Annotated in this window: 16 protein-coding genes and 1 pseudogene; 3 read left to right on the top strand and 14 right to left on the bottom strand. The window is 35.6% G+C overall.

The window, feature by feature from the left end; genetic code table 11:
• Positions 1 to 252: 252 nt before the first annotated feature.
• The 3 genes and pseudogenes from D8M03_RS18110 to D8M03_RS15665 all read right to left on the bottom strand — a co-directional run.
• Positions 253 to 540: pseudogene (locus D8M03_RS18110) on the bottom strand (3D domain-containing protein); the annotation flags it as partial.
• A 768-nt stretch (positions 541 to 1308) separates the two neighbouring features.
• Entirely contained in the window at positions 1309 to 1524 is a 216-nt protein-coding gene (locus tag D8M03_RS15670) for a hypothetical protein (protein ID WP_121215761.1), read from the bottom strand.
• A gap of 255 nt (positions 1525 to 1779) precedes the next feature.
• Complete coding sequence (locus tag D8M03_RS15665; RefSeq protein ID WP_121215760.1) at positions 1780 to 2007, bottom strand: hypothetical protein; 228 nt, start codon at positions 2005 to 2007, stop codon at positions 1780 to 1782.
• 224 nt (positions 2008 to 2231) lie between these two features.
• On the opposite strand from D8M03_RS15665, the gene guaC reads away from it, so the two are divergent.
• The gene (guaC, locus tag D8M03_RS15660) at positions 2232 to 3215 is read left to right on the top strand and encodes a GMP reductase (RefSeq protein WP_121215759.1); all 984 of its coding nucleotides are present in this window, start codon (positions 2232 to 2234) and stop codon (positions 3213 to 3215) included.
• 179 nt (positions 3216 to 3394) lie between these two features.
• Here guaC and ehuA read toward each other — a convergent pair whose 3' ends face one another.
• The 10 genes from ehuA to D8M03_RS15610 form a co-directional block, all read right to left on the bottom strand.
• Complete coding sequence (gene ehuA / locus D8M03_RS15655) at positions 3395 to 4213, bottom strand: ectoine/hydroxyectoine ABC transporter ATP-binding protein EhuA (protein ID WP_121215758.1); 819 nt, start codon at positions 4211 to 4213, stop codon at positions 3395 to 3397.
• Positions 4206 to 4955, bottom strand: a complete 750-nt coding sequence (gene ehuD / locus D8M03_RS15650) for an ectoine/hydroxyectoine ABC transporter permease subunit EhuD (protein WP_121215757.1) — start codon at positions 4953 to 4955, stop codon at positions 4206 to 4208. Before ehuD ends, ehuA begins: the two co-directional genes overlap by 8 nt.
• Complete coding sequence (locus D8M03_RS15645) at positions 4955 to 5623, bottom strand: amino acid ABC transporter permease (protein ID WP_121215756.1); 669 nt, start codon at positions 5621 to 5623, stop codon at positions 4955 to 4957. Before D8M03_RS15645 ends, ehuD begins: the two co-directional genes overlap by 1 nt.
• 80 nt (positions 5624 to 5703) lie before the next feature.
• Positions 5704 to 6600, bottom strand: a complete 897-nt coding sequence (gene ehuB / locus D8M03_RS15640) for an ectoine/hydroxyectoine ABC transporter substrate-binding protein EhuB (protein WP_121215755.1) — start codon at positions 6598 to 6600, stop codon at positions 5704 to 5706.
• 23 nt (positions 6601 to 6623) lie between these two features.
• Positions 6624 to 8069: an aldehyde dehydrogenase family protein gene (locus D8M03_RS15635; protein WP_121215754.1), complete on the bottom strand. Its 1446-nt coding sequence runs from the start codon at positions 8067 to 8069 to the stop codon at positions 6624 to 6626.
• A 15-nt stretch (positions 8070 to 8084) separates the two neighbouring features.
• The gene (locus tag D8M03_RS15630) at positions 8085 to 9125 is read right to left on the bottom strand and encodes a homoserine dehydrogenase (protein ID WP_121215753.1); all 1041 of its coding nucleotides are present in this window, start codon (positions 9123 to 9125) and stop codon (positions 8085 to 8087) included.
• A 20-nt stretch (positions 9126 to 9145) separates the two neighbouring features.
• Positions 9146 to 10384, bottom strand: coding sequence for a M20 metallopeptidase family protein (locus tag D8M03_RS15625; RefSeq protein WP_121215752.1), 1239 nt, complete (start codon positions 10382 to 10384; stop codon positions 9146 to 9148).
• Between the two features lie 13 nt (positions 10385 to 10397).
• Complete coding sequence (locus tag D8M03_RS15620) at positions 10398 to 11606, bottom strand: cystathionine gamma-synthase family protein (RefSeq protein WP_121215751.1); 1209 nt, start codon at positions 11604 to 11606, stop codon at positions 10398 to 10400.
• Positions 11607 to 11628: 22 nt separating this feature from the next.
• A complete protein-coding gene (locus tag D8M03_RS15615; protein WP_121215750.1) occupies positions 11629 to 12597 on the bottom strand; it encodes a cyclodeaminase in 969 nt (322 codons plus the stop codon).
• Positions 12598 to 12609: 12 nt separating this feature from the next.
• Entirely contained in the window at positions 12610 to 13797 is a 1188-nt protein-coding gene (locus D8M03_RS15610; RefSeq protein WP_121215749.1) for a M24 family metallopeptidase, read from the bottom strand.
• A gap of 217 nt (positions 13798 to 14014) precedes the next feature.
• Here D8M03_RS15610 and eutB point away from each other — a divergent pair, with 217 nt between their 5' ends.
• Together eutB and D8M03_RS15600 are read left to right on the top strand one after the other, a co-directional pair.
• Complete coding sequence (gene eutB, locus D8M03_RS15605) at positions 14015 to 15022, top strand: hydroxyectoine utilization dehydratase EutB (RefSeq protein ID WP_121215748.1); 1008 nt, start codon at positions 14015 to 14017, stop codon at positions 15020 to 15022.
• Between the two features lie 29 nt (positions 15023 to 15051).
• Positions 15052 to 16677, top strand: coding sequence for a PucR family transcriptional regulator (locus D8M03_RS15600; RefSeq protein WP_121215747.1), 1626 nt, complete (start codon positions 15052 to 15054; stop codon positions 16675 to 16677).
• 91 nt (positions 16678 to 16768) lie between these two features.
• Here the strand turns inward: D8M03_RS15600 and D8M03_RS15595 are convergent, their stop codons facing one another.
• The gene (locus tag D8M03_RS15595) at positions 16769 to 17254 is read right to left on the bottom strand and encodes an SRPBCC domain-containing protein (protein ID WP_121215746.1); all 486 of its coding nucleotides are present in this window, start codon (positions 17252 to 17254) and stop codon (positions 16769 to 16771) included.
• Positions 17255 to 17411 lie beyond the last annotated feature (157 nt).

The raw sequence follows: 17411 nt of genomic DNA, 5'->3' as shown, positions 1-17411 counted from the left end.
AAAAACAAGGCGCAACCTTTTCGGAATGTTTGTCAAGAGCGATTGTCACCTCGTGCGGAGAGTACTTTCCGCCCTGAACGCTTGTGATTTTCAGTTTTTCATAGAAGTTTTGACACTACCTTATTTATACATCAAATACGAATAATCTTACATATTAGTTTCAATTTTTGTAAAGGTTCCCCTATAAATTGAGAAATTAGTATTGAAAACAAAAAAAGGCACTAGGAAATAAACCCCTAGTAGCCTAACTTACTAATTTAATATTTTCACTTTCACCGTTTTACGTCCCCATGCCATTGCTTGGTCATAAGAAGGAATAAATACATCAATTTTATTTCCTTTAATCGCACCGCCAGTATCACCAGCCACCGCTTCACCATATCCTTCAACCCACACTTTTGATCCTAACGGAATAACATTCGGGTCAACAGCTATTACTTTTTGATTAGGATTTGCACGTAAATCAATTCCAATTGCAGTTTTTCCAGAGCAACCTTCACAATAGGCAGTATAAGCCGTTGCAGTTACAGTCATCTCTGCAATTGCATCCAGATTAACTGGTTCTGATTTTACTTCTTGTACAATTTCCTCTTCAACTTTTGGTGTGTCAACAGCTTTTTCTTCAGATACTTGTACTGTTTGATTATCAGATACATAAGGTTGTTCCTCTTTCACTGAAGGTTGCTCTTGAACTACTGATGGTTCAGAAGTAACGTCCTCTACTTCCACCAGATTACCATTATCTTCAAGTACTAACTGTTCACCCGGATGTATTAATGAATCCGTTTTCTTATTCCAACTCATTAAATCCTCTAATTTAATATTATGTCTTTGTGCAATACTATATAGATTATCTCCTTTTTTCACCTCATAGGTATCTATTTGAACAGTTTTATACTGTATCATTTCAGTATATAAAGCTTTATCGTAAAAGAATGTATCTGCTATTTCATTAATCACTTTTTTATATACACCTTCACCAGATAGCGTGATAGTGCGTTCCATTTCCATCGCTTTTGCGTTCGCTGTAAAAGTTATTGCAATGAATAATACTACCAACATGGATAATGTTAATTTAATTTTCATAACTTTTCCTCCTAAAATGGATGTTAATAGTTTTTATGTTTTAAATGTTCAGACTATCCATGAAGTTTATGTTTTGATAAGTAAATAGAATCTAACTGTAATATTCGTAATATTTGTAATAGTTAAAAAATAAAAAGTTTTGCTTAATAAATCAGCCTTTATTAAGCAAAACTTTTTAAATTTTCAATATATGTTCGAACCTTTGCATATAAATTTCACCGTTTAATTAAGATATTCGTTTTCACAACTTGGAAATATATAAATTCCTTGGATTTGCTCATAGTTGTAGTATTTTTGAACAAATTTCGCTTGGTATAAGTATTCCATTAAACAAATTTCATTTTCATCTGCATCGCAAAGAACACCCGAGACACTCAGCCCATTTTTAAATGCAACGCCAATCGGCTGACCTATTAACAGTTTTATTTTATCAAGCATCGATTAGCTCCCTCCTTCACTTAGTTTATGAAGGAATTGTAAACGCTTTTGTACGAATGCCTTAAAAAATTGGAGGTGTCCAAAAAGTAATAATTTTTTGGACACCTCTTTTCTTTCTTGATAAATATCTCTTATGAATTATTGTTCCTGCGGTGGTTGTCACCATCCTCGTCGCAATTTATCTGTGACGAAAGCGGTAGCGTCAGTTACAAAGGAGCTGTCTCAAAATGACTTTTCAGACAACTCCTTAGTAGTTTATTCTTTTTTTGTACCTCTCATTAATTTCTCAAATCGTTCCATCATCGGATCTTTCTTTGGAGTAAATTTAAATGGACTCTTTTCCATACCAAATTCCGTATTCGTTTGTGTATAAATTCCTAACGATTCTCCTGCAGATGCTGTTGGATCATTAATAATACTTTCTCTCGGACCATCAAAATGCGGAGTTGCTTGGGAATGTTGATTTTCTGTATCTTTTGGCATAAGGTCATCTCCTTTGTAGTTAATATGACGAGAGAGTTGTTATTTTATTCAATTCTGATGACCTCATTTATATAAATATTTCAAACATTAGAGGATAAACTAAAATAATAAACACATTTTTATAAAATTCTTTTGACATCCTATTGAAAATAGGGTAAATTACCAAAGGGCGAACATTTCGCATTCAATTTAAAAAAATATTCGTGATTTCGAGGTGCTTTTTTATGGATAACGTATTTGATTATGAAGATATTCAATTAATTCCTAATAAATGTATTGTAAACAGTCGTTCTGAATGTGACACTTCTATCGTGTTTGGTGGACATAAATTTAAATTACCAGTAGTACCTGCAAACATGCAGACTATTATTGATGAATCAATTGCTATTAAATTAGCTGAAAACGGTTACTTCTATATTATGCACCGTTTTAATCCAGAAACTCGTGCAGAATTCATTAAAGATATGCATTCACGTAACTTAATTGCTTCTATTTCTGTTGGTGTTAAACCTGAAGAATATACATTTATTGAGCAATTAGCAATTGAAGATTTAGTTCCTGAATTTATTACAATCGATATTGCTCATGGTCATTCAAATGCAGTAATTGATATGATTAAACATATTAAAACTCACTTACCACAAAGCTTTGTTATTGCCGGAAATGTTGGTACACCTGAAGCGGTGCGTGAGTTAGAAAATGCTGGAGCTGATGCAACAAAAGTTGGAATTGGACCAGGTAAAGTATGTATTACGAAAATTAAAACAGGTTTTGGTACTGGTGGATGGCAATTAGCTGCTCTTCGCTGGTGTGCGAAAGCTGCAACAAAACCTATTATTGCTGACGGTGGTATTCGTACTCACGGTGATATTGCAAAATCTGTACGTTTTGGCGCTTCTATGGTCATGATTGGTTCATTATTTGCTGGCCATGAAGAATCACCAGGACAAACAATCACAAAAGACGGCAAAACATATAAAGAATACTTTGGTTCAGCATCTGAATTCCAAAAAGGCGAAAAGAAAAACGTTGAAGGTAAAAAAATGTACGTGGAATATAAAGGTTCATTAATGGACACTTTAACTGAAATGGAACAAGATTTACAATCATCAATTTCTTACGCAGGTGGTACGAAACTAGACGCTATCCGCACAGTGGATTATGTTGTCGTGAAAAACTCTATCTTCAACGGAGATAAAGTATACTAATACAAATAATGAAAGAAAAGAAGGGGACGTCTGAGAGTTGAGACGTCCCCTTTCTTCGCTTCCGTTAAGGATAATTGCTAAAAGATATTTATAATAGAACAAGGAGGTATCCAAAAATCCCCACTTTTGGACACCCCCTTGTTTCTTTTTTAATTTCACTTTAATTCGCATTTTCACACCTATGCTTTTCTAAATCGTTTTAAGAAGGATTGAACCCGTTCATTTTTAGAATCTACCAATACTTCATTTGCTGTTCCTTGCTCAGCAATAACTCCTTGGTCAAGAAATAGGACTTTGTCAGCAATATCTAGTGCAAATTCCATTTCGTGAGTTACTAAAACCATTGCCATATCATCATTTTCAGCGATATCTCGAATAACCTCTAGTACTTCCCCTACTAATTCTGGGTCAAGGGCAGAAGTTACTTCGTCAAATAACATAATCTTTGGTCGCATAACTAATGCGCGGGCCATAGCAACACGTTGTTTTTGTCCACCAGAAAGCTGTGATGGATAAAAATCTAATTTAGTTCCTAAACCTACCCGTTCTAACATTTTAATTGAACGTTCCCGCACTTCATCTTTGTTTTCCTTTTTCACATGAATCGGTGCTGCCATACAATTCTCTAAAATTGTCATATGGGGAAAAAGATTAAAATGCTGGAATACCATTCCGATATCTCCGCGCACTTCTCTTATATGTTTCTCATTCGCCTTTACTAGTTGTCCATTCTTCTCCATTTTCCATAGGTTTTTTCCATTTACAATGATATCGCCGGACGTTGGTTCCTCCAATGTCATTAACATTCGGATAATTGTTGTTTTTCCTGAACCACTTGGCCCGATGACCGCAATTTTTTCTCCTGGACGAATTTCAAGATTGATTCCTTTTAACACATGAGTATCACCAAAGGATTTTTTTACATCTAGATATTTTACAATGGGTTCAGTACTTAATGATACGGAATTCTTTTTATTTTCAGTTAATACATTAGACAATACGATCACTCTCCTTTAGGTTCATGTCAGGAATACTTTTTTTCTTCGCCTTTTCTAATAATACATTTTTGTCAAATCTAGTATTCATTTTCACTTCTAATTTTTTTATCAATATTGAAGATGGATAACTTAATAGTAAGAAAATAATACCGACAATTGTTAGTGGCTCTAAATAAGCAAAGTTTAAAGCACCATAGGAATTTGCCATCGCTAAAATTCCTGTTACACCGATGATTGATGCTAACGGAACCTCTTTAAACATGATGATAAAGTAGTTTCCTAACATAGGAATTGTTGGTGGTATTGCTTGGGGTAGAATGATTCTTCTCCATTTATCCATGGTAGAAAAATTCAAAGCAATTGATGCTTCCCATTGGCCTTTATCAACACTTTCAATCCCTGAACGATAGATTTCTCCAATATACGTACTATAATGGATACCAATGGCTAGTATTGCACATGTAAACGGTTCTAACGTTACACCTATGACTGGTACTACTGGTAGTGCATAATAAACGAAAAACAATTGAACTAAAGGTGGAGTTGAACGAATAAATTCCATCACCCAAGTGACAATCGATACAATGAGTTTATTGGGGATTCGTCTAAAGAAAATCCATACAAAACCGAAAAGCAGAGCAAATCCAAAACAGGCAAATGTTAAACCAACCGTCACACCTAAACCTTGTAGTACTATTGGTAAAGCATCGAAAAATGTTTCCCACCTGAAATTATCACCCATTAGCTCACCACCCCTTTCTTCGCAATTGTTTCTCCTTTTCTAGTTAACCAAATAAAAGGCAATGCTAGAATGAAATAGATAAATAATACAATGACATAGATTAATGGTGCTTGTGAGAGATTCGTACTTCTCATGATGTCTCCATAATATAAAATGTCACGCATTCCAATTAATGAGACAAGTGATGTTGCTTTCATGATTTGGATTGTGTAATTACCGAACTCCGGAAGCATCATCCGTACTGCTTGGGGTAAAATAATAAGTCTCATTCGTTGATAACGAGACATATTTAATGCAATGGCTGCTTCTGTTTGCCCCTTATCAACTGCTAAAATCGATCCACGTACTACCTCAGATAAATAGGCTCCATAATTAAGACCAATGGCGATTACTCCTGTCCACCAGTTTGAACCTAATTGAATACCAAAAAGCATCGGGATGGCATAATAGAGCCAAAATAATTGCACGATTAATGAAGTTCCTCGAAATACCTCTACATAGACTCCTGTAGCCTTGTTTAATATGACATTGTTTGAAACTCTAGATAACCCAGCGACAAAAGCGACTATGTAAGCGATTATTGCCGAAGCTAATAAAACAGAAATTGTAATACCTAGACCTCTTAATAGTTGTGGAGTAATTTCAATTATGGCACTAATAATGATCATCCCCTTCTCCAAAGTAGTAAGTATAAATTAGAATATAGGGACAAGTCTTTTTAGATTTAGCTTGCCCCTTACTTATTTACCTAGCTTTGACCACCACATACTTGTTCTGTTGTGATTTCACCCACTTCAACCATGTTGCTAATTGAACTAAAACCATTTGCTTCTAAAATTTTGGCGATTGTACCGTCTTCTTTTAATTGTTGTAACTTCTCATTATAAGCATTACGTAATTCTTCATTTTTTAAGTTAAATGCTGCTGCACCATAACTTGGTACACCTTCTACATCTGGTTGTTCAAAAGTTTCAACAAACTCTAATTCATCCGTTGCAGCAGATTGAAGAGCCATTTTCACTGTCATTTCAGTTCCTGTTGTCGCATCCGCACGACCTGCTTGAATTGCAGAGAATGTAGCTGGAATATCTGGTGCAGTGATAATTTGATTTGGATTTACTCCCTCTTTTTGTAAAAATTCAATTTCAGTTGTTCCTTCCATCACGACTACCTTTAATTTTGGATTTGCCGCAATATCCTTATAGCTTTGAAGATTATGAGGGTTACCTTTTGCAACGATTAAACCTTCCCCATATTGCATTTCTGGTTCACTAAATAATACACGTTCACAACGGTCTGGTTTAATTGCCATACCTGCAGTGATTACATCAAACTGTCCTGCTTGCACACCTGGGATTAATTGACTAAAGTCTGATAACTGGGCTTCTACTTTTTCAATTCCCAATTCTTTAAATACAGCTTTGGCAATATCAACGTTTGCCCCTTTGATTTCACCATTTTCTTCATATGCATATGGCACCTCATTAGCAAAACCAATTTTCACCGTTCCAGATTGTTTTAATTGTTCAAGTTTGCTAGAACCTGCTGCGCCATTCGTTTCTGTTGTTTCATTTTCTGAACCACCACATGCTGCTAATATAATCATGGCTAATACTGTGATGAAAGTGATTGATAGTTTTTTCATCCGCAACCCTCCAAATTGTGTGATTAAAAATTCGATCCAATTTTAAAACATACAACTTTTTGTTCAGTCATTTCTTGGATAGCAAAAGCTACACCTTCTCTACCAATTCCTGATTGTTTCATTCCACCAAAAGGCATGGAATCAATTCTAAAATCGCTACTATCATTGACCATTATGCCTCCAAACTCCATATCCTTGATTGCGCGGAATGCAAAATCAAGATTTTTCGTAAAGATCCCTGCCTGTAGTCCATACATGACATTGTTGGATTTTTGAATTGCTTCATCTAAATCTCTTATACTATCTAAAATAACAACTGGGCCAAAAATTTCTTCTTTAGCTATTTTACTTTCTGGATGAACATTTGTAAGGATTGTTGGTTCATAGAAAGCACCATTTCGCCTACCACCACAAAGAAGTTTTGCACCTTCTTGTAACGTTTCCTCTACAAGATTTTCAATTCGAATCGCTTCTTTTTCAGTGATTAATGGACCCATATCTGTCAGCTCATTAAGCTTATCGCCCATACGTAATTGTTTTGTTCGTTCAACTAATAACACTTCAAAAGTAGAATAGATTTCTTCATCTATATACACTCGTTGAACACCTAAACAATTTTGACCTGCTGCCCAAAATGCGCCAGATACAATTGAATCCACAGCATCTGGAATATCCGCATCACTCAGTACAATGCAAGGTGAATTTGAACCAAGTTCCATACTTAACTTTTTTATACCCGCTTTAGATGAAATGATTTTTCCCGCCTCATAACCACCAGTAAAGGAAATCATTCGAACTGCTGGATTTGTCACTAATTCATCGCCAATATCACTTGAATGACCTGTTATAACTGTTAATACTTTTTTCGGTAGTCCCGCTTCATGAAATGCTTCTGCTAGTAACAATGCACTTAATGGGGTGAGGGTTGAAGGCTTAATAATGATCGAGTTACCAGCAGCTATCGCTGGGCCTAATTTATGCGCCACTAGATTTAAAGGATCATTAAATGGAGTAATTGCAACAATTAATCCAATTGGTAGTCGTTGATAAAATCCAACTCGATTTTCATTTCCAGAAGACTGATCAAAGGGAATCGTTTCTCCATGAAGTCTTCTTGCTTCTTCAGCGCTGATACGAATTGTTTGGATACAGCGCCGAACTTCTTTTTCAGCTTCACGGATTGTTTTACTACCTTCTGTTGCAATTGTTCTTGCAAAAAGGGATTGTCTATCTTCAATCCAATTTGCAACTTTATTTAAAATGGAGATTCGTTCATAGGTTGGTAGATTTCTAGCAATTTCTGCACCTTTAACTCCTTCATTTATCGCAAGGATTGCATCTTCTTTACTTGCAGCAGGAATTTGTGCAATAATCTCACCATTTTGTGGATTTTCCACATCAATTGTTTTTTCTCGAGAAACCCATTCACCAGCTAAAAACATTTTCCTTTTTAAAAGCGTTTGTTCCATTTACTCACTCCTCCCCTAAAGTTGTTTTCTATGGATATTAATAAGATCAATTAATATTGAAAAACCCGTTTCAACTTTTCCTGCTCCAGCACCAATTAAAGTAATAGGACCAGCCAAATCGCAATGATACGTAATTGCATTTGTTGCATCTGAAATACATGCTAAAGGATGATCTAACGAAATCATTTCAGGTTTAACAGAAGCAATCACATTTCCATTTTCTTTTTTAAGTTTTGCGATTAATTTCCATTTTTTCTGATTTTGTCGAGCTTGCTCAATGTCTTTGGAAGTTAAATCGGAAATGCCAACCCTTTCAACTTCGTGAACTTTTAATGGATGATTCATTACAACATTCGCTAAAATGACAACTTTGTATAAAGCATCATAACCTTCCACATCACTTGTTGGGTCAGCTTCTGCATAACCTAGTTTTTGGGCTTCATGTAGTGCCTCATCATATGAGAGGCCATCTTCCATACGTGTTAACATATAGTTAGTCGTACCATTTAAAATCCCTTGAATTTCTATTATGTCATTTCCTGCTAGAGAAGTTACTGGCATTCGTAATGAAGGTGTCCCACTCATAACAGATCCCTCATAGCCCCAACGGACATTCCGTTTCTCAGCTAACTCTTTTAGTTGGGAGTAAGCTAATGCAACTGGTCCTTTATTGCTCATAATGACATTTTTCCCATGTTCAAATGCACATTGACAATGATCAATTGCTGGTTGTCCTGTTTTTACATCCGTAAAAGTAACTTCAACGATTGTGTCAGCATTTGTTTGCTTAATCGTTTCAAAACTATTTAACCCTCGAATTAACCCCTCTTGTTCAGGATAATCATCGAGCTTTCCAGTTTCTTTAACTACCGTTAATAAATCCTCTATAGATAAACCATCCGGATGGTACACAGAACCTTTCATCATGTCACTTACCGCAACAATGGTTGCATCCAGTCCATACTGTTGCTCTAGTACTTGTTTTTTATTTTTAAGAATTTCAGCAAATCCTTGCCCCACGACACCAAAACCTAATAATGCTATACGATGTTTCATGACTCATTCCCCTACCTTCGTCATATAACCACATTTTCCCCATTTACATATTTTTGAGGAAGGTGCGCATTTCCAAGTAAAAATTCAAGTATTGTTTGAGTTAAAATCGCTGTACCAATTGGTAAACATTTTTCATCAATATCAAATATCGGTGTATGAAGATCGCGCTTGATTCCATCAGGGTAAGCACATCCTAGGAAAAACATAGATCCAGGGACTTTATACGTCATATGGGAGAAATCCTCTCCACCTAACCCAAATGGAATATCCATAATCTCCATGTTCGGATACAATTCGGAAACAACTTCTCTTAACACTTTATTGACTTCAAAATTATTAAATAAAGCTGGTTCCCCATGAGAAATGTTCAATTCAAATTGGCCACCAAAAGCTTCAACGATTGAAAAGGCATTTTTTAACCTTTGTTCTAATTCTTTACGAACTGTTGGCGTATAGCTTCGAAGGGTACCTTGTAAAAATACTTCCGTAGGGATGACATTACTCGCTGAGCCAGCTTTTAGTTCCCCAACGCTTATCACCGCTGCATCTAATGGAGATATATTTCTAGCAACAATTCCATGGATTGCTTGAAGTACAGGTCCTAACATCCAAATAGGATCTGTTCCTAAATGTGGGTATGCCCCATGTCCGCCAGTACCGAATATCTTCCCTTGAAATACATCCACATTTGCCATACTGTATCCATCATGGATTCGTATCGTTCCTACTTCATGTTCTGGATCCATATGTAGTGCTATAATGCAGTCCACATCATCAAGGGCACCTGCTTCAATAAGATATGGAGACCCGGTTTTTCCAAAAACATCAGTATTTTCTTCAGCCGGTTGGAAGATGAATTTTACTGTCCCTTGTAGTTCCGTTTCTTTCCATAGCTCTCCTAGGATGGTTGCTACCGCCAAACCTATTGAAGTATGGGCGTCATGCCCACAAGCATGCATGACGCCTTCATTTTTCGAAGGAAATGAATGGGAAGTTGCTTCGACAATCGGTAGAGCATCCATATCTGCACGAATGGCTATGGTTGGTCCGTCACCTCTAGAAAGGGTGCCGATGACCGCTGTCTCGACCCCAACACCCTTTTCAACTTTCATCCCTTCGATGTTCAATAACTTTTCATATACAAATTGTGAAGTCTCATATTCTGCAAAACTCAGTTCTGGATTAGAATGAATATGTCTTCTCCAACTGATGATTTCATTTGTCAATTTTTGAACCTTTGAAAGGATATTCACTTCCATCTGTTTCACCTTCTTATTTTCCGACTGGTACAGTGTGTTCTTTTAAAATAGCAAATGCTTGTTCTAGGTCTTGAATTAAATCTTCTGTATCTTCAATACCTGCTGAAATACGAACAAGTCCATCTGCAATACCAACTGCAGCACGTTCTTCTGGTGTACATTCAATATGACTTGTCGTTCTTGCAGGACCATAAGTTGTTTCAACAGCACCTAAGTTTGCAGCACGGTTAGCGTATTTTAATGCAGGTAGTAAAATTTTCACCGCATCCATACCGCCTTTTACTGAGAAGCTCAGCATTCCACCGAAACCTTTCATTTGTTTCTTCGCAATATCATGATTTACATGCGTTTCTAACCCTGGATAGAACACTTCATCAACAAGCTCTTGTTGTTGTAAGAAACGTGCGATGGCGAATGCATTTTTCTCTTGTTGTTCTACACGTAGTTTTAATGTTTTCATCCCACGTAATAGTAAATAAGCTGACCATGGATCCAATGTTGCACCATTAATTTCACGATAGTGATAAATTGGTTCAATCAATTCTTTTGATCCGCAAATAACTCCACCAAGTGCATCCGCATGACCACCTAAAAACTTCGTTGCACTATGAAGAACTAGATCCGCACCAAGTTCAAGTGGTTTTTGATTAATTGGTGTAGCAAAGGTATTATCTACTACAACAATTGCCCCAACTTCTTTCCCTTTTTTGGCTACTCTTTCAATATCAGTAATTTTTACTGTTGGATTTGTAGGTGTTTCTAAATAAAGAATTTTACAGCCCTTTTCAATTTCTCTTTCAATTTCTTCATGATTACCTGTTTCACATAACACAATTTCAATATTCATTTGTGGTAAAAATTCAGTGAAAATTTTATTTGTACCGCCGTACGTATCTTTAATCGAAACAATTCGATCCCCTGGTCTTAAGAATGTATAAAACGTATTACTAATTGCTGCCATACCTGTAGAAAAACTTGTTGCTGCTTCTGCACCTTCTAAGATTCTCACTTTCTCTTCAAAGGCTTGAACTGTTGGATTCGTATTACGCCCATAAATATGGCCAGCTTTTTTACCAATTGCCACATCATACCATTCGTCCATATCATCATAAGTGTAAGCAACACTTACTACGACTGGAACTTGTGAAGCTCCATGTACTAATACTTCTTTTTCTCCTGACCATACTGCTTGTGTACCAACATTAATTTTTTCGTTACCCATAAAATATCCCTCCAATTTTTAATTAAAAAACTTTACTTGTTACTAATTGTTCATAGGCAAAACGAGCAATGACTGTATCTTGTACCCCTGTCCCGGTTAAGTCACAGACAGTTATTTGCTCATTATTTGTTCTTCCAAGTTGTGAACCAGTAATAATTTCGCCCAGTTCTACAATGTTTTTATCATCATCTAAAATTCCATTTTCTTTTGCGTGATGTAGCTCCCCTAAACGGAAACATTGAGATTTAACATCACAAACAATCAAGTCAGCTTTGCTAAAGATGTTTTCATCCAGCTCTTGCTTATGCTCTGCATCAGAACCCATTGCCGTTATATGAAGTCCTGGATGTAACCACTCCGCCTTTATTAACGGTGAAGTAGATGGAGTAGTTGTGATTACAATTTCACTCATTTTGACCACTCGCTCTGGGCTTTTAGCAACAATAACCTTTTTCCCTAATTTTGTTTCCATCTCTACTGCATAGTTTTTTGCTGCTTCTTCATTTCTCCCATATACATAAATCGTGTCAAATTGTCTTACTAATGAAAGTGCTTCGATTTGGTATCTTGCTTGAGTACCAGTACCGATTACCCCAACACTTTGAACATTTTGTTTTGCTAAATATTTTGCTGCAACAGCACCAGCTATAGCTGTTCTTACATCGGTTAAATAGCCATTATCAAGCAAAATTGATTCAGTTAATCCTGTTTTGGTACTGAAAAGCATCATCATGCCACTTAAACTCGGAAGACCAATGGCCGGATTATTAAAAAACCCTGAAGATACTTTGATTGCAAAGGTGTCTAAGCCTTTTATATAAGCCGTTTTCACATCAATTTCTCCATTGTTTTCCGGAATATCAATGCGCATAATCGGCGGTAATGTCACCTTTCCCTTTGCTAATGCCGCAAAACCTTCCTCGATAATTTCAATTGCTTTTGAATTTACACCGACAAATTCACGAATCTCTTCTTCTTGGAAAATTTTCATAGCATTCACCAATTAGTAAACTTTCGTTGCATTTTTCACAAATAACTTTCTTGGGAAGTCAGCAAATACCTCAATGCCACTCTCAGTAACTCGGAAGGATTCACTCAACTCAACACCATATTCATCTAGCCAAATTCCTGGAATACAATGGAACGTCATATTTGGTTCTAGAATTGTTTTATCTCCTGGTCGTAAGCTTGCAGTATGTTCGCCCCAATCAGGAGGATAATTCAGTCCCATTGAGTAACCGATACGCGATTCTTTTTCGAATCCACTTTTGGCAATCGTTTTGCGCCATACTTCCTCAACTTCTTCACATGTAACACCTGGTTTAATGGATTCTAGCGTTGCATTCAAACCTTCAATCACCACATCTGCCAAATACTTTACCTTTGGATCTGGTTCTCCAATAAAAACTGTTCGTGATAATGGAGAATGGTAGCGATTGTAACAACCTGCTAATTCCAAAATAACTGGAATACCAGATTTATATTTTTCATCTGTCCAAGTTAAATGCGGAGTGGACGTCTTTTCACCAGATGGTAAAAGTGGCATAATCGCTGGGTAATCCCCTCCAAACTCTACCGTCCCACTAATTTGAGCGTGCATAATTTTTGCCACTACATCACACTCACGAACCCCTTCTTCGATTGCATCGATTCCAGTTTGCATTGCATTTTCTACAATTCTTGCAGCTTTCTTCATATATTCAATTTCTTTATCTGATTTAATAATTCGAACATAATTTACTAATGAAGTCGCATCTACAAATGAAGCGAGAGGGAGCCCTACTTTTAGTTGTGTATAACATTTTGCAGTAAAGTAGTACGTATCCATTTCAAGACCAATCGTTGCATTCGATTGTCCAATCTCCTTTAAAATGTCACAAACAAAATCCATTGGGTGTCTTTCGGTAGATTGAACATAATAATCTGGGTATGGAATAATGTGATTCTCATTTAACCAAGTTGTCACTCTTGCTCCATTTGCATCTTGGCCACGTCCAATCCAGAATGGCTCTTCTTCATCTAAAAGTACTATTAGACACTGATGAACATAAAATGACCATCCATCATAACCAGTTAAATAGTTTAAATTAGCTGGGTCTGTCACTAGCAACACATCAATTTCTTTTGCTGCCATTTTCTCTTTAGTTTTTCTTAATCGTGTTCTATACTCTGATAATTCAAATACAGCCATTCTCTAAACTCCCTTCTTTATCCTCATTGCAATTAATGATTTGTTAAGAGAATTATAAATTTATAGATATTTGCGAACAATATGTCAACTTGTATGAAATTATTAGACAATTTTCACTTCTGAAGTTTTTTGTAATTTTTTCTACATTTTTCTCATAATTCAAAAAAGAATATGTTAGAATACATAACATACAAAAAAGAAAGGGGTAATCGAGTTTATGGTAGAGGTTTTAAAAGAACTTTCAAAAGACAATAAGAAAATTACATTGCAAAACGTTTGGCAGGCAAAAAGAAACATAGCTTCCCATATTAATAAAACTCCTTTAATCTTTTCTCCAAAACTATCAAATAGTACAAATTCAGAAATTTATTTAAAGTATGAACATTTACACGAAAGCCGAGCTTTTAAAATGCGCGGTGCTTTTAATGCAATTTGTAACTTAACCCCTACTCAAAAATCCTTAGGTGTCACAACATTTTCAACGGGAAATCACGGTTTTGCTGTAGCATTAGCTGCAAAAAAATTAGGAATCCGCGCAGTAATTTGTGTATCTAAACATGTACCAAAAGCAAAAATTGAAAAGATTAAAAGTTTAGGAGCACAGTTAGAAATCTATGGGGATGGGCAAGATGATGCAGAACAACGTTGTTATGAACTAGTAAAGGAACAAGGTTTAACGGTTATCCCTCCCTTTGATCATCCAGAAGTAATTGCTGGCCAAGGAACAATAGCCCTTGAAATCCTTGAAGACTTACCAGATGTAAATTGTGTACTTGGAGGTTTATCAGGAGGCGGTCTACTTTCAGGGATTGGGTTAGTGATGAAATCTACGAATTCAGACATAAAAGTAATCGGTTTATCAATGGAAAAAGGAGCAGCAATGTTTGAAAGTTTAAAAAAAGGAGAACCCGTTTCAGTAAATGAGGAACCTACTCTAGCAGATAGTTTACTAGGAGGGATTGGGGAAAATAATCAATACACCTTTAATATGGTTCAACAATTTGTTGACCAACCTATCTTAGTCGAAGAAGAAGCAATCAAAAAAGGCATGGCTTATTTATACAAAGAACATAACGTCATTGTAGAAGGTGCTGCTGCAATTGGAATTGGAGCAATTTTAAACAATGATGTTTCAATAGTTGAAAATACTAAAAATGTCATTATTATTTCTGGATGCAATGTTGATTTAGATGCTCATGCAAACGCTATAAAAGCCTATTTATAAATTTCTTTTACACATCAGGGGGTATCATTATGCAATTTACTATAAGAGATTTATTATCCATTCCTTTACTATCATCTGCAAAACTATTATCAGCAAATAATATTATTTCATCACAAGCAATCGAATCAGTTACCGTTATGGAAATTCCAGTTGAAGACTTCATAAAAAGAAACGAACTCGTTTTAACTACTGCCATAGGTTGTGGGAATAATCCTGAATTATTCCTCACATATGTTAAAGATGTTCACTCTTCAGGTGCTGCAGCAATGGCAATTGCCGTAGGTGGACATGTCCATTACATCCCAGATGAAGTAATCAATTATTGTAAATCTGTTAATTTTCCATTAATTGAGCTTCCTTGGGAAATTCGCTTTTCAGATATTCTTAAAATTATTTTGGAACAGTTAAATTGCTGGGAGCAACAATCAATTAATAAAGCTGATACCCTCCAAAGAGAACTTTTAAAACTCTATTTAGATAATCACCCTATCGACGAAGTTATAAAGTTTTTATCAAAAGAATTTCAAATGGATGTTGAATTAAAATGTAAAGAACAAATTGAAAATAGCAATAGTTTAAACGAAATCTCTGAGTTAATAAGCACTGACCAACCTGACATTATACGATACGATAATGGAAAGTTTTTGCAAATCGTTCCAATCAGTCCGTTATTAAATCAAGATCCATTCATAATTCTTTTTAAATCCAGAAAATTAAATGCAAAACCCATCCCTACTTCAATTTTAAATTGTATCGTCTCAATTTTAACGTTATGGATTCAAAAAGAAATGACTTCGATGATTTCTAAGAATAAAGAAAAAAATGAATATATTAAAACTCTTTTAAATGGCAGTTGGACAGAAAAAGAAGCCTTCATCAATCAAGGGAAAAAACTTGGATTCGAAGTGAACCTTCCTTATATTTGTGTTGTCGGATTTCCTGAAAAACTAAAAGAGTTTTATATACTTCATAAAAAAGAATCTATTCAAGAAATAGAAAAAGATTTTAAAAGAACTTTCGCAGAAATCATAGAGAACATTAGTAAAAAATTAAAGAAGCATATTATTTACACGTTCCAAAGGGATTTAGTTGTCATTTTCCTAGAATGTGATTTTCAAGAGGCAAATCATGAAGTCAATTGCTTCTTAGATTTAATCGATACCTTTGTAGAACAAAACCATATACCTTCTATTTCATGGGGTATTGGGGAAAACTATACTGGTAACTTAACATTTCATCTAGGTTTTAAAAATGCTCGCACTGCCCTTGAGATTGGAAGAAGTCATAAGGGACCTGGCACAAGAAACACATTCGCAAGTACAGGCATCTATCGATTATTGATTTCAATATCCAATAATTCGATGTCAATGGAATTGATGCATTCTACAATAGGCGCAATTGCTACGTATGATAAAAATAACGGTTTGGATTTGATAGATACACTCTCATCCTATATTTATCATCAAGGGAATGTTAGTCAAACAGCGAGAGCACTATCACTCCACCGCCAATCTTTACTATATCGATTACGTAAAATAGAAGCCTTAACAAACCGGTCATTAAACGATCCTGATGATATTTTCTTACTCCAATTTTGTTTAAAATTATGGTCTGTTCGTTTTGAAAATAACGAATCATACGCTATTGCAGAATAATTAAAACCCTATTCTAAAAGGAGAAAATGTGCAATTCAATATGTTTGAATTATACATTTTCTCTTTTAAGTTTTTGACCTTAACGTTTGTTTTAAGATTTAACCTCTTCTACCAACTTCTTATACTCTTCATACCATTTCTCCCATTCCTTTTCAGGGACATCATCAGGTAGGTCATTTACAAGATTGCTAAAGCGCAGCAAACAAACATGCCATCCAGCTAAATCTTTAGGAGTATGATCCGTTAGGTTATTAATAAATTCTGTCATTACAAGTTTCGAGCCTTGATCTGACGGTAGGACTTCAAAGCGAACAATATCCTCTCCCCATTCAAATTCAAGGACTGACCCTTCTACATAATCTGTTATTATAAATTTCTCAAACTTTCCAGAACCATCATTATAGTTAAAATTAATATTTCCACCCTTACTTAAATCCGTTATTTCAAGATGATCCATCCAATGTTTAAAATTTTCGTTGTTAACTAAAAGTGCCCATACGAATTCCACAGGTTTGGAATATTGCCTTTCGTATACTGCGGAAAACCCATTATCATTTTTTAATAATTTTGCTAGCATACTCCCAACTCCCTCTTCATCTATCGCTTTATTTTAGGTCCTTTGTCAATTGTTGGGGTAAGAAATGAGAGGACAAGAAAACTTGGATATTTGATATACTATTCTGCCATCCATTTCTTCTGAAGCGTAGCGAAGAAGGAATGGATGGCAGAACGCG

This window comes from Ureibacillus endophyticus, from assembly GCF_003628435.1.
GTDB lineage: Bacteria > Bacillota > Bacilli > Bacillales_A > Planococcaceae > Ureibacillus > Ureibacillus endophyticus.
The sequence above is the reverse complement of the archived record's forward strand: the minus strand, read 5'-3'. Positions and strand labels throughout refer to the sequence as shown.

Excerpts from the sequence above, each read along its gene's own strand:
- D8M03_RS15665 (WP_121215760.1), bottom strand. The coding sequence starts at position 2,007 with ATGCCAAAAGATACAGAAAATCAACATTCCCAAGCAACTCCGCATTTT.
- D8M03_RS15595 (WP_121215746.1), bottom strand. The coding sequence starts at position 17,254 with ATGCTAGCAAAATTATTAAAAAATGATAATGGGTTTTCCGCAGTATAC.
- D8M03_RS15620 (WP_121215751.1), bottom strand. The coding sequence starts at position 11,606 with ATGGGTAACGAAAAAATTAATGTTGGTACACAAGCAGTATGGTCAGGA.
- D8M03_RS15625 (WP_121215752.1), bottom strand. The coding sequence starts at position 10,384 with ATGGAAGTGAATATCCTTTCAAAGGTTCAAAAATTGACAAATGAAATC.
- D8M03_RS15610 (WP_121215749.1), bottom strand. The coding sequence starts at position 13,797 with ATGGCTGTATTTGAATTATCAGAGTATAGAACACGATTAAGAAAAACT.
- eutB (WP_121215748.1), top strand. The coding sequence starts at position 14,015 with ATGGTAGAGGTTTTAAAAGAACTTTCAAAAGACAATAAGAAAATTACA.
- ehuD (WP_121215757.1), bottom strand. The coding sequence starts at position 4,955 with ATGGGTGATAATTTCAGGTGGGAAACATTTTTCGATGCTTTACCAATA.
- D8M03_RS15630 (WP_121215753.1), bottom strand. The coding sequence starts at position 9,125 with ATGAAACATCGTATAGCATTATTAGGTTTTGGTGTCGTGGGGCAAGGA.
- ehuB (WP_121215755.1), bottom strand. The coding sequence starts at position 6,600 with ATGAAAAAACTATCAATCACTTTCATCACAGTATTAGCCATGATTATA.
- guaC (WP_121215759.1), top strand. The coding sequence starts at position 2,232 with ATGGATAACGTATTTGATTATGAAGATATTCAATTAATTCCTAATAAA.
- D8M03_RS15645 (WP_121215756.1), bottom strand. The coding sequence starts at position 5,623 with ATGATCATTATTAGTGCCATAATTGAAATTACTCCACAACTATTAAGA.
- D8M03_RS15615 (WP_121215750.1), bottom strand. The coding sequence starts at position 12,597 with ATGAAAATTTTCCAAGAAGAAGAGATTCGTGAATTTGTCGGTGTAAAT.
- D8M03_RS15670 (WP_121215761.1), bottom strand. The coding sequence starts at position 1,524 with ATGCTTGATAAAATAAAACTGTTAATAGGTCAGCCGATTGGCGTTGCA.
- D8M03_RS15635 (WP_121215754.1), bottom strand. The coding sequence starts at position 8,069 with ATGGAACAAACGCTTTTAAAAAGGAAAATGTTTTTAGCTGGTGAATGG.
- D8M03_RS15600 (WP_121215747.1), top strand. The coding sequence starts at position 15,052 with ATGCAATTTACTATAAGAGATTTATTATCCATTCCTTTACTATCATCT.